At 29.1% G+C, this 12,951-nt stretch carries 13 protein-coding genes; 11 read left to right on the top strand and 2 right to left on the bottom strand.

The window, feature by feature from the left end; translation table 4 throughout:
* Positions 1-54 precede the first annotated feature (54 nt).
* The 3 genes from ACQH24_RS05350 (at position 55) to ACQH24_RS05340 (ending at position 3,957) form a co-directional block, all read left to right on the top strand.
* Positions 55-1,026, top strand: coding sequence for a hypothetical protein (locus tag ACQH24_RS05350; protein WP_425379594.1), 972 nt, complete (start codon positions 55-57; stop codon positions 1,024-1,026).
* A gap of 95 nt (positions 1,027-1,121) precedes the next feature.
* Positions 1,122-2,060 carry a pseudouridine synthase gene (locus ACQH24_RS05345; RefSeq protein WP_425379593.1) on the top strand — a complete coding sequence of 313 codons (939 nt, stop codon included), beginning with the start codon at positions 1,122-1,124 and terminating at the stop codon, positions 2,058-2,060.
* A 31-nt stretch (positions 2,061-2,091) separates the two neighbouring features.
* Complete coding sequence (locus tag ACQH24_RS05340; RefSeq protein ID WP_425379592.1) at positions 2,092-3,957, top strand: transporter; 1,866 nt, start codon at positions 2,092-2,094, stop codon at positions 3,955-3,957.
* A 56-nt stretch (positions 3,958-4,013) separates the two neighbouring features.
* Here the strand turns inward: ACQH24_RS05340 and ACQH24_RS05335 are convergent, their stop codons facing one another.
* Positions 4,014-5,000, bottom strand: coding sequence for an NAD(P)/FAD-dependent oxidoreductase (locus tag ACQH24_RS05335; protein ID WP_425379591.1), 987 nt, complete (start codon positions 4,998-5,000; stop codon positions 4,014-4,016).
* 112 nt (positions 5,001-5,112) lie between these two features.
* Between ACQH24_RS05335 and tsaE the strand changes: the two genes are divergently transcribed.
* The 8 genes from tsaE to ACQH24_RS05295 all read left to right on the top strand — a co-directional run bounded on the left by tsaE (position 5,113) and on the right by ACQH24_RS05295 (position 11,668).
* On the top strand, positions 5,113-5,574 hold the full coding sequence (gene tsaE / locus ACQH24_RS05330; protein WP_425379590.1) for a tRNA (adenosine(37)-N6)-threonylcarbamoyltransferase complex ATPase subunit type 1 TsaE: 462 nt from the start codon (positions 5,113-5,115) through the stop codon (positions 5,572-5,574).
* Between the two features lies 1 nt (position 5,575).
* A complete protein-coding gene (gene tsaB, locus ACQH24_RS05325; protein WP_425379589.1) occupies positions 5,576-6,148 on the top strand; it encodes a tRNA (adenosine(37)-N6)-threonylcarbamoyltransferase complex dimerization subunit type 1 TsaB in 573 nt (190 codons plus the stop codon).
* Positions 6,148-6,573 (top strand): GNAT family N-acetyltransferase, encoded by a 426-nt coding sequence (locus ACQH24_RS05320; protein WP_425379588.1) that lies wholly within the window; start codon positions 6,148-6,150, stop codon positions 6,571-6,573. Before tsaB ends, ACQH24_RS05320 begins: the two co-directional genes overlap by 1 nt.
* 60 nt (positions 6,574-6,633) lie before the next feature.
* A complete protein-coding gene (locus ACQH24_RS05315) occupies positions 6,634-7,347 on the top strand; it encodes a YebC/PmpR family DNA-binding transcriptional regulator (RefSeq protein WP_425379587.1) in 714 nt (237 codons plus the stop codon).
* A gap of 104 nt (positions 7,348-7,451) precedes the next feature.
* Positions 7,452-8,066: a hypothetical protein gene (locus ACQH24_RS05310; protein ID WP_425379586.1), complete on the top strand. Its 615-nt coding sequence runs from the start codon at positions 7,452-7,454 to the stop codon at positions 8,064-8,066.
* 66 nt (positions 8,067-8,132) lie between these two features.
* Positions 8,133-10,151: a DUF2779 domain-containing protein gene (locus ACQH24_RS05305; RefSeq protein WP_425379585.1), complete on the top strand. Its 2,019-nt coding sequence runs from the start codon at positions 8,133-8,135 to the stop codon at positions 10,149-10,151.
* A 4-nt stretch (positions 10,152-10,155) separates the two neighbouring features.
* Positions 10,156-11,115 carry a methionyl-tRNA formyltransferase gene (gene fmt, locus ACQH24_RS05300; RefSeq protein WP_425379584.1) on the top strand — a complete coding sequence of 320 codons (960 nt, stop codon included), beginning with the start codon at positions 10,156-10,158 and terminating at the stop codon, positions 11,113-11,115.
* Positions 11,116-11,119: 4 nt separating this feature from the next.
* Complete coding sequence (locus tag ACQH24_RS05295; protein ID WP_425379583.1) at positions 11,120-11,668, top strand: hypothetical protein; 549 nt, start codon at positions 11,120-11,122, stop codon at positions 11,666-11,668.
* 125 nt (positions 11,669-11,793) lie between these two features.
* On the opposite strand, the gene ACQH24_RS05290 is transcribed toward ACQH24_RS05295, so the two are convergent.
* The gene (locus tag ACQH24_RS05290) at positions 11,794-12,255 is read right to left on the bottom strand and encodes a hypothetical protein (RefSeq protein ID WP_425379582.1); all 462 of its coding nucleotides are present in this window, start codon (positions 12,253-12,255) and stop codon (positions 11,794-11,796) included.
* Between the last annotated feature and the right edge of the window lie 696 nt (positions 12,256-12,951).

Here is a 12,951-nt window from a genome sequence, read left to right as displayed (position 1 = left end):
ATTATTTCAGGAAAATTACTGCAAGATGAAATACAGGAGAAATATAAGAGTTTAATGAGTATTGAATATCCATTAATTGATTTTTCAATGTTATCTTTTAATTTCTTTGGACCAAATAATAGTGTAACTAATTGGAATGTTGCTTGAAATCAACGGGTAACAAATATTAATATGGCATATTCATATTTATTTATTACTGCGATGATTGCTCTAATTGCATTATGCTATTATGTTGTGATAATTATTAAATTAGCGCAACGTCGTAGTTTTGAATGACGTTATGGATTATCAACAAATTTTCCAAATGATTATGTTATTTTTAATCCACGTATGTATTTAAACTTTTTAACAAGTTTAACAATTATTTTTAGTTTCTTTAATTTTTTAACAACCTTAATTAGTTTAGCATATGGAATTTTCTTAGTGCTAACCTCATATTTCTTCTGATATGTTTTAAATAAAAAAACTGAAGTTTTAGTGCCACACAAATGATGGAAAGCAACTAATTTCACATTTTTTGTAACGGTTTTATTAGTTCAAAATGGTTATACATTAATTAAAGCAATGTTTGCGACAAAATTTGGGGTCGACTTAGATTTAATCTTAGCAATTATTATTCCAATTGGGACAATCACTGTTATTATTGCAGTCTTTATTAAAAATATGTTGTCGACAAAAGTGACTGCAGTACGTAATGCAATTAAAACAATTGGAGCAAAAGTTAGTGCCTTTCGGATCTTTTATTATACTGAAAAAGAAAGAGCATTGGAAGATTATATGTTTGTAACACAATTACCGACTTTGGTAAAAAAACCATTATTGACGAATAGTGTTGATACCAAAACTGCATATCAATTAATGACAACAATTGATGAAACAGCAGCTTTTATTGAAGAACATTTTGCGACAAAAGAAAAGGAAAAGAATTATTTGTTATATCATTTATTTAATGAAATCACTGATGTTGCTGAAATTAATGAGATAAAAGAAAATGTCTTAAAAGTTGAAGCGAAGAAAAGAAAGTAAATTAACATTCTAAACTTTATTTAGAATGTTTTTTCTTGGGATATAATTAAAATTTCATTATATAATATTGTTAGAAAACAATATTGGGTGAAATTATGGAACAAAAAACAATTATTACATTAACTGTTAAGGACAATGATGTTAATCAAACTATTTTTAATTTTATGAAAAAAATGCTTCAAACAACAACATTATCAGTTCTTTATAAATTATTTCGTAATAAAAAAATTAAAGTAAATAATAAAGTGGTAAAAGAACGAAATTATAAGTTACAGTTAGGAGATCAAATTTTAATCTTTGATAAGAATTTAGTTGTAACTACCCGTCAACAGCAAATAGGAGATAGTACTTCAAACGGAAAAGAATTAGTAATTGTTTATGAAGATGATAATATTTTAATTGTTGATAAACCGCATGGCGTTGAGATGCATTCAAATTTTCATGTTTCATTAGATGGAATGGTACAAACATATTTAAGGCAAAAGCAAGCATATCATCCCCAAGATGATCAATCATTTGTTATTTCGCACTTACATCGATTAGATAAGTTAACACGAGGATTAGTATTGTATGCTAAAAATAAAATTAGTTTAGATTTATTATTAGCAAAAATTAATCAAAAAGAATACATTGAAAAAAAATATCTTGCCCAATGTGAAGGAATTATTACAGCGGACCAATTTACGATGACAGGTTACTTAAGAAAAGATGAAATTCAACAAAAAATGATTTTTGGGACAACGGCCCAACCGCATAGTAAACAAGTGCAAACTTATTTTAAAGTGCTTAAAAGAACCACCACAACAGTATGATTAGAAGTAATGTTAGGAACAGGGCGCAAGCATCAGATTCGTGCAACATTAAGTTATTTACAGCATCCGGTTGTTAACGATGTTAAATATGGGGCAAAAAAAATAACAAAAGAATATATGATTGCGTTATATGCAACAACTTTGACATTTCATAGCTTGCCAGAGCATTTAGAATATTTAAATGAAAAGGTTATTAAAATTTCAGAAAATATTATAAAATAATAATATCAGCAAAATGAAAGAGGTGAAGTAATTGTCAACAAGAAAAGGAATTATTAGTATTTTAATTGGTGCTTTTACTTCATTAATTGGTACTGCGTTCCAATTTATTTTAATGTATTTATTAATTCGTAGTTATGGGTCGCAGTTAAATGGGTTTGTAAAGAATAGTATTGCGATTGTTTCATTCTTAGGAACTGTTGAAGGTGGCTTAGGAGCAATTACTGTTATTTTTTTGATAAAACCATTATTACAAAAAGATTGAATTAAAGCTAATGAAATGGTTAATACGGCGAAACACCAATATAAGATTTCTGGTATTATTGGTGTAATTTTATTGGCGGCCATTGCACTTGGTTATAGTGCTTATACTTTTTTGTTTGAAAATAATTTTAGTATTTTATTAAATGATCAAACAATTATTTATCCATTATGAAAAATGGTTTTAATTATTTTAATTATTGGATCAAAAAACTTAATTGCCTTATTTTGAACTGCTTGTTATGAAAACTTAATGCAAGCTGACCAAAATAATCATATCCGTCGACTAATTTTAATGATTTGTGATTTAGTTTCGTACTCTATAATTTTTTACTTAATTTCACAAACTGTTGATCCGCTTTTTGTGTTTTTAATTTTCTTAGGTTATTCAATTATGAAAGGAAGTTTAATTGTTATTTTTGTTAAATTACACTATCCTTGAATTCGGATTGTTCGGCATAAAGATAATATGCAGTTAGTAAAATCAAGTAATATTGTTGTTTTAAAAAATATTGGTGAAACATTATTAATTAATGGCCATGTTATTATTACCGCCTTATTATTAGGATTACGGATATCATCAACCTTGTCGTTATATATGACAATTACGGTTGGAGTTCGTAGTATTATGATGATTTTAATTAATTCGTTTCGTGAATTCTTTGCCGCTTGAACCGCAAAAAATGGTCGGATTGATTGAAATAGTTATATTAAGTTTGAAACTTATGCTTTTATGATTGGGGCTTTTTTATTTGTTAACCAGTTTATTTTATCGCCATATTTTGTGACAACGTTATATGCTCCGCAGATTATTGAACAAATTAACAACAGTGCAACAACAATAAATCCATGGACACCACAAGAAATTGCTATTTTTAAAAATATTTTTTATCATCCAACTTTTTCATTATTAGTAGCTTTAAGTTCAGTTTTTATTGTCTTGGCTGAACCAGCTAATGTCTTAGTGTATGCGAAAGCAAATTATAAACAAACTGCCGTCCCAACATTTGTCATTGGCCTTATTAATTTTGTTTTGTGTCTTTTTACCGCTTTAATTTTCCGCTTTTTAGTTAATGATCTTGCGGGAGCATTGTATGGGATTTTAATTGTGACATGTTTTATTAGTGCGCTCCGCTTTTTATACCTGTGATTTTATAATTGATTATTTTTAACATATAATAGTAATTTTAAAGGGGTCTTTCGTAATTGAATGATTTTATTAATTCCAATTGTAATTGCAATTTTAGTTAACTATTTATTTTTAACAAAAACATATAACCCAGTTCAAATTTATAATGATCAGTTAGACCCAATTTGAGGATGACAAAAACTATTAAATATGTTTTTTGGATTAATTTTTGGTTCATTATTTGTTATTATTGTTAATTCAATCTTATGAGCACCACATTCAGTGTGAGGGATATTCTTACGATTACCAATTGTTCAAAGAATTTGAACTAAACGCCAAGATAAAATGCGGCAAATTCGGGAAAAAAAATATGAAGATGATTTTATTACCCTGACTGAACCAGAAATGCCGTACCAAAAATTATGAGAACGTGAGGAAGCGTTACAACAAAATACAAAGAAAATGGGAGAAGATGAACCATTTAAAGAAATTTATAAATTAAAAGGTTAAAAATGGATTTTCTAAATCCATTTTTTTTATTTTAATGAAATAAAGTTTTCAAATTATTATTTTTTAATATCGCTTAAGTAACCAGGATGATATTTATTGCCGTGAATAATTTTCGTAATATTAAATAAGGCATTTATTGCTTCCCCAAACCCAGTTACCATATTATAGTATTTTCCTTCATAATAAGCGGTATTCCCAGCGGCAAAAATATGGGGATGACTAGTTTGACCACTTGGTTGAATAATAATTTTTCGAAAAGGAGCTGTCTCTAAAGTAAATTGTTGTAACATTGTTGGGGCGACTTTTGCGCCATATTGGACAATAAAATAATCCCCAGTTAATTCTAAAATGGCTTTAGTATCTTCATGTTCAAGTGTCAGACCAATAATTTGATTTGCTGAGGTATCAACATTTTTAATATGGTAAGGTTTCAATTCCGTAATCTTATTCTTTTGTAATTTTTGGACATTACTTTCCTTAGCTCGATATAATTCACGGCGATGAACAATTGTAACATCTTTTGTAATGTTATCTTCAACAAAATGATTTGCTCAGTCAACAGCACTATCTCCGCCACCTAAAATAATGACTTTTTTATTAGTGCAAGGTTCTAAATTTTTAACAGCATATCACAAGTTATTATATTCGTGATTTGGATCAAGATGTTCTAACCGAATTGGTGTAAAAACGCCATTGCCAGTAGTAATTAGAATTGTTTTAACATTAAGGATTTCGCTAGTTGTTAAAGTGACGGTAAAACCATTATTTTTTTCATCAACTGTTAAAATGTTTGTTTTACCGAAATATGTTATTTGATTACTATTATTGTTTACTTGGGCCATTAAATTTTCAATAAAAGTTTTTGTTTTAATTTCCGGAAAACCAGGCATATCATATAATGCTTTTTCGGGATATAACTCTCATGGTTGCCCTCCGGGGCTATCATTTCCTTCAATAATATAACCACTTAGTCCTAACATTCCGGCGCAACTTCAAGCATATAAGCCAACAGGACCTGCGCCAATAATTAAAATATCTTTCATTAGTTTATAACAACCTTTCTATTTTTCTGCTCTTTAATTATTACATATTTTTTGGAAAGTATAGCACAATAATTAATTCCTAGATATAATTATTTATAGAAAGTGGGATAATATGAAAATAATGGTTAAAGATGAGTTAGCAACAAAACAATTAGCTATTAAGATAGCACCATTTTTACAACCTAATTTATGTTTATTATTAGAAGGGGAATTAGCAGCCGGCAAAACAACTTTCACGAAATATTTATTAGCTGCTTTAGGGGTTGATCAAAGTGTTACTTCGCCAACTTTTATTATTATGAATCAATATGTAACACCAACAAATATTCTTGTTAATCATATGGACTGTTATCGTTTATTGGGTTTAGAATACGAAGAAGAGTGAGCAATGTATTTTGATTATTTCCCAGATAGTATTAATATTATTGAATGGCCCCCCGTAATTAGCAAAAATCTAATTGAGCAATATGAAATTATTAAAATTAACATTACTATCATTAATACCCAAGAACGACTTTTTACGATTAAAACAAAAAATCTGGCATTAAAAGCGGTCTTAGAAAGTGATAAATAATATGATAAATTTATTTATTGATACAAGTACTGATTTTTTAACCTTAATTTTAGAACAAGATAATAAGGTCCTGGGTAAAGTTCATCAAAATAATGCGCGTCGTCATACTGAAGAAACTTTACCGGCAATTAGCAAGTTATTAAAAGAACATCATCTTAAGTTAAAAGATGTTAATCATTTTTATTTAACAGAAGGGCCAGGTAGTTATACTGGGATTCGGATTCCAATGACAATTGTTAAAACTGTGAAGGTAATTAATCCGGCAGTTAAAGTCTTGGTGATTAATACCTTATTATATCAAGCAGGGTTAGAAAATGTTGTTTCAATGTTAGATGCCCGAGGTGGACAACGTTATTTTGCTGTTCTTAGCAATGGTCAAGAAGTAATTCCTAGTCAAATTATTGATTATGAAACTTGTTTAGAAATTAGTAAACAATTTCCAGGTTATCAATTTCGCAGTGATTTGCAAGATATTGATTTTGTAAACAATTATCAAATGTTAAAACCGCTTTTTCACTTAGTACCAGATATTTTTATGTTAGAACCACGCTACATTAAGAAAGCATTAGGATAATGATGAAAATTACACCAGTTAACAATAGTGATGGGTTATTATTATTTTTATTAGAACAAGAAAATTACCCTCAGCACTATTATAAATATCGCAATTTTATTCAAATGATAAATGATTCTAATTATCTTGTTTATAAGTTAGTAGTTAATAATAATTTATTCGGTTATTTTATTTTAATGCATAGTGGGGATGATTTAGAAATTATTAAGTTTACTATTAAAAAATGTTATCATCAACAAGGTTGAGGCCAAAAAATGTTAATTTATCTGTTACAAAATTTTTCTTTTAATAAGATCTTTCTGGAAGTAAATGAACATAATTTAGCAGCACAAAAGTTATATCTAAATCATGGTTTTCAAATTATGCGAAAAATTCCGCAATATTATGGGAATGAAAATGGTTATTTGATGGTTTATGATAAGTAACTTTATGATATTTTATTGTATAATATATAAGAAAAAAATAAGGATATAAGGAGAGCAAAAATGGGAAGAGCATTTGAAGTTCGGAAACAAGCAATGGCTGCATCAGCGGCTAAAAAAGCAGTATTATATAATCGTATGGCACGAGAAATTTATTTAGCAGCTCGTGAGGGCGGTACAGATCCAACTGATAATTTAGCGCTTCGAAATGCGATTGATAAAGCAAAATCAAAACAAATTCCGCGTGATGTTATTGACCGAGCAATTAAAAAAGCAAGTGGAAATGATAATGAAAAATACCAGGCAATTCGTTATGAGGGGTATGGACCTGGTGGGAGTGCCATTATTATTGATACTTTAACAAATAATGTTAATCGTGCTGTCGCTGAAGTTCGCAATTGTTTTACTAAAACTGGGGGAAAGTTAGGGGTTAATGGTGCCGTTGTGCATTTATTTGATCCGTTAGCAATTTTTGCATTTGAAGGGAAAACAGTTGAAGAAATCTTGGAATTATTGTTATTAGCTAATTGTGATATTACTGATGTTGTTACTGAAGATGGACAAGTTGTTGTTTATGCCCCAGCAACAGCATTTAATAGTGTTAAAGTAGTTTTAGATGAAGCGGGGATTACAACTTTTCAAATGGCAGAAATTACAATGCTTCCCCATGAACGGATTACATTACAAGGAGACGATGCTGAACGATTTGCAAAAATGTTAAATATGTTTGATGAAGTTGATGATGTCCAAGATGTTTATCATAATGTTGTTGAATAATTAAATTAATGTCATTGAAAAGTCCGGGGATACTGGAAAACATTTGTAAAATCAAAGGCAATAGTGCATAATATAAATAAAGTAAAAAAGGAGTTTAGATAACAATGTCAAATTTTCTAGGTGGCAGTATGACAATGAACGTAATTTTAGTAGTAATTGTAGTTGCAGTTATTATTTTTGCAATTGTTTCTTCTGTAATGGGACGAAAAGCGCAACGTCTTGAGCGAGAAAAACGAAAAAAACAAGTTAAAGATAAAATTAAACAATATATTAAAGCAACTGATAATCGAAAAAACTTGCGTTTGGAATATGAAAAAGTTATTGCTCGTAAGGGGAAAGAATTTAAGTATCGCGATATCTTTGATGTTATTGTTGATATTTATGAAGCCAAAACTAATGCTTTTTTAGAACAAAAAGCATTTGAAATTGAGGGAATTTCAAAAAAAATTACTAAAAAACAATATGAAACAACATGAATTGTTAATCAAGAAATTGATTTAGAGGAAACAAAACATCGAATTGAAGTTAGTGAAAAAAAAGTTAAATTAACAAAAGCCGAAAAAAAAGAAGCAAAAATTGCGGCAAAAAAAGAATATGAAGCACATCGTGCGGAAATGATTAAAACCCGCGAAGAAGAACGCAAATTGCGTAAAGCAGGACAACTACCTGTTGATGAGCGTCCGAAACCAAAACCTGAGAAGTTTGTCCCAAGAAAATAAGCGTGATCTTATTTTCTTTATTTTTTAAGAAGAATGGAACAAATAACGAAAGTGAAGTGCAACAAGATGGAGCCAGTTATAACATTAAAAAAAGAGGACTTTAAACGCTTTAAAAAGTGTTTAAAAATTGCGTGAACATTAGCATCACGAGTTAATTTAAAAACAGTCCAAGAATGAGTAACAACCCAAAAAATTTCTGTTTTTTTTGATTTGCAAGATAATATTAATAGTGCCAAAATTAATGATAGTGATTTTATTGGTAGTGATGATGATGAAACAGCGGTTGCAACAGGATTATTAACACCTTGTTTATATGATTTAGCATTAGAAACATATTGACCAGCGGAAGCAAATGAAAAGGATAGTGATGATGTCCGTTATTCGTGTGATGATGTTCAACCAACTATTGATGTCGCTCCAATTGAATTTTATCCTGGTGAAACAATTGCGGATGGAAATGAAGTTGGACAACGGGCACGCGAATATTTTATGCGTGATCATAACTATTGTAATTTAGAACATTATAGTAAAAAAATTGCCTTTGCGAAAACAACTGAAGTCTTAGCTAACCCAAATTATGATGTTTATTTTGAACCTTCTTTTATTTATAATAATTGTATTACTAAGTGTGATATCTTAAAGAAATTACCCGATGGTACTTATCATCTTATTGAAGTTAAAGCATCAACAGGACGGAAATATGATAAAGAACTTCAAATGTATGTGGAAAAACCAATTAAAGATGAGTATGGTTATGATGTTGCTTACCAATATTATATTTTAACCGGTGTCGGTTTAACAATCAGTCGGGTTTCTTTAATGCTTTTGAATTCAGAATATTATCGCATTGGAGATATTGATGATTATGAACTATTTATGTTTCAAGATTTATATAAATTACCAACTAAAACGTTGCCGCCAGTTACTTTATTAGAATTTTGTCAGCAAATGTTAACAGGAAATTTTGTTAAAAGAGTTGCAAAAAATCGTTTAATTACAGATGATTTAGCCTTAATTAAAAGTTATTTGGCTAAACCAGCTCCTGAAATGTTACCATTATTTGTTCAAGAGCAATGTTTTAATGGCAAAGGTGACCATTATGGTTATTGTCAACATATCACAGATTATTTACCTGATCACCATAGTGTTTTTGAATTAACCCGAGGAATGGGAAAAAAAACATTATTAAAGTACCAAGAACAAATTGACTGTTTAAAGGATGTTATTTTACCATTTACTTTTCAACAATCCGCTCGGCAAAAAGATCCAATTTTATTTTCTGTAAAGCAACAACGGCAAATTCAAGCAGTACAAGATAATGTGCCCATTATTGATCCAAATCAAATTGAAAAAATAAAAGCCGTCTTAGCAGGGTATTATTATCCTCTTTATATGTACGATTTTGAAACAATGAAAGCAGCGGTACCGCGCTTTGATTATTCTTATTCTTATCAACAAATTCCGTTTCAATATTCGGTGCATTTAATTAGAAATAATAGTTTTGATTACCATGATGAAAAAACAATGGACCATTATGCTTTTCTAGCTGATGGGGAAGGTGATCCACGATTAGAGTTAATTGAGCATTTGCTAACGGATTTATTCCGAGCAGAAACAGGAGTTTATGTTGCCTATTATAAAAGTTTTGAATGTAAAGTGTTAGCAGAACTAATTCATTATTTAGCAATTTTAATTAGTAAAACCAAAGATCAAACAATGATAATAAAGTATCAAGAATGACAACAAAAATTAGCAATTATTCGGAATCAAACAATTGACCTGATGGATTTTTTTAAAGATTTTATGATTTATAAAAAAGAGTTTTATGGTTCTGCTTCCATTAAAAAAACCCAACCAGCGTTTGATAATCAGTTTACTTATCAAGCTCTAAAAGTGCAAAAAGGGGATATGGCAAGTGAAATCTTTCGCCGCCGTGTTGAAAATAATATTCCCCTTACAGTTTGAAAGACTTTCTTTCGTGAAGAAATGTTAAAATATTGTAATCGTGATACTTTAGCAATGGTGGTAATTTACCAACATATTGTTAATTTAATGACAGCTGTATCATTAGAAAAGGGAGGATAAGAAAATGCAAAGGTATAAAGTAATTTTTATGGGAACGCCTATTTTTGCAACCGCAGTGCTCACCGCCTTAACGAAGTTAGCACCAGCCATCGAATTGATTGGGATTGTGACGCAACCTGATCGCAAAGTAGGGCGCCATCAAGCAATCCGCTTTTCACCGACCAAAGAATTTGGATTAGCTCACCAAATTCCAATTTTTCAGCCCGAAAAAATTAATGAATTATATACAACATTAGAAGCATTACAACCGGATGTCATTGTTACTTGTGCTTATGGGCAGTTTATTCCGGAACGGATTCTAAAATTAGCCCGAATTAATTGTCTTAATGTTCATGCTTCATTATTACCAAAATTACGGGGTGGAGCACCAATTCATAAAGCGATCATTTATGGTGAACAAGAGACAGGGATTACGCTTATGAAAATGATTAAGAGAATGGATGCCGGGGAAATGTATGCCCAAGAAGCAATAACAATTACTCCGGATGAGACAACAGCAACATTACATGACCGTTTAATGGTTTTAGCAGGGACAATGATTGAAAAATACTTATTAGATATTATTACTGGTAAATTATTAGGAACACCACAAGATGATAGTCAAGCAACATTTGCTTATAATATTACGCGGGATGAAGAAAAGATCAATTGATTTTTACCAAAACAAAAAATTTATGATCAAATTCGGGGGTTATATAGTTGACCAATTGCTTATACAACGGTTGTCAATGTTATTTATAAGATTCATCAGGTTATTGTTGCTGAAGAACCATTAATTGAAAAAGATGTTGATTTAGTTAATGGAACAATTATTGCTGTTTTAAAAACAGGAGTAAAAGTTAAAGTTGAAGATGGTTATGTCATAATTACGCATTTACAACGTGAAGGTAAAAAAGTAACTCCCGCCAAGAACTATTATCATACCCCATCCCCAGAAATAATGCCAGGAAATATTTTTATTTAAAGATATGTATCGTTTAAAATCTTTAAAATATTTAGTAACAACAGGCTTGATTACGGCACTGTTAGTTACAATTGCTTATGTTTCACAGTTTATTCGGATTGGTAATGGGAAGGGGATTTTGCAATTAGCGGATGGTTTATTTTTAGCTTTAATAACTTTAATTAAAGGTCCAATGTTATTAATTAGTGGTGTCTTGTATGTTACGATTATTGATATTATCACGGGGGGTTTCATTTTTATTCCAGTTTCAGTTGTAATTAGGGTCTTAATGTTTTTAATTACTTATTTTTTAGCCCGATTTTTAACGCGCTATGGGGCAATTTTTTGTAGTAGTTTAATGCTCTTATGATATGTCTTATATAGTTATTTCTTATTTGGAACTGCTGTGGCGATTACTGAATTAATTAATGATGCAATTCAAATTGCCGTTTCAACAATTTTAGGTATTACTTTGTCTGTTATTTTTGTCCGCATAAATCAGCATAGTATTAATAAAATTTGAGATGATGAACAATTTTGACATTATAAAAAAAGTAGCGATAATGTTTTTTAGTAACATAATTGGGAATATATTTAAAAATGCTTTTATTTCAGTTTGAAATAAAAGCATTTTTAAATTTGAACATTAATTATTTGTAGCAAGGTCGGGGACTATAAAACTTATTATGCTTATTCTTTTTACAATGTTCGGGCCGATAGACTAATAATTTTTAAAGTTTCTTCAATTTTATTTTTTAAGTAAGTTAAATAGTAATAATTGATCATTGAATCGTTTAATATTTGCAATTTATTGTGGTAATTTTCTTGTAATTGTTTTTCACAATAAGCAAAGATGCGGGTGTTTTCCTGATGCATATCTAAATTAACTTTAAAATATTGGCTATATAGTTTACGATATTCGTTCAAAGCATTGCTAATACGATTATGAATAAATTCCATACTCTCATCAATTACCTTCATAATTTGATAAATTAATCCTTCGTGCTCTTGCAATTTAACTTGCTTAGTATTAAATGTTTTTAAATTTCTTATTAAGCTATAAAGTCAATCCTTTTTTGTATCAGAAATTTTTTCAATATTATTAATTAAATTGACTTCATTCATGAGTTGATTGTAATATTTTATAAAATTGTTATCCATTAGTTTTCCTCTTTTTCTAGTTTTCAAAAATATTTTTAATAAATGGTTATATTCATCCCAAAAAATTTAACTTGCATTTTAAATTATATAGTATTTTATGAGAAGTTCAATGGGGATTATTTATTTTGATTACGTTTTAATTTTGGGGAAAATAAAAGAATAAGGGGTTCCTTATATAGTTAGGATATTACCAAAAATTAATTAGAAAGCCCCCTATGACTTATATTATAGACCAATTAAATTTATTGAATAAATTTAAGATAAAGTTAACAGCAATTTTTAAAGGAAAAGAGTATTTAAACGAACAATTCTTTTTTTCAAAATAATGATTTGACCTTTCATTGTTGAAAATATTTTATTAAATCCGATATCAATATCTTAATAATAAATATGTCTAGTATTTAGATCCTCAAATTAGTTTAAACAACTAGGAACGGATTGATAAAGAACTTCAATTCGAAATTATTAAACATCTAGCTGATTTTTATAGTTATCGACAAATTATTATATTAGGTTGATTTATTAATTAATAAAATATTAATAAATATGTAAATAGAAATAAAAAATTAATTTTAGTTTTAGGTCCACTAACAGATACATGTTAGGTGATTCAGGTACTTTTTCTTAAAAAGAATAGAGTTTTTAGTTTTTTTTTTTTTTTTTGGTTGCAATTTTTCAAATAATTATCTGAGAATA

This window comes from Spiroplasma endosymbiont of Stenodema calcarata (assembly GCF_964031205.1).
Taxonomy (GTDB): Bacteria; Bacillota_I; Bacilli_A; order Mycoplasmatales; family Mycoplasmataceae; genus Spiroplasma.
This window is presented reverse-complemented; position numbering and strand designations above follow the sequence as displayed.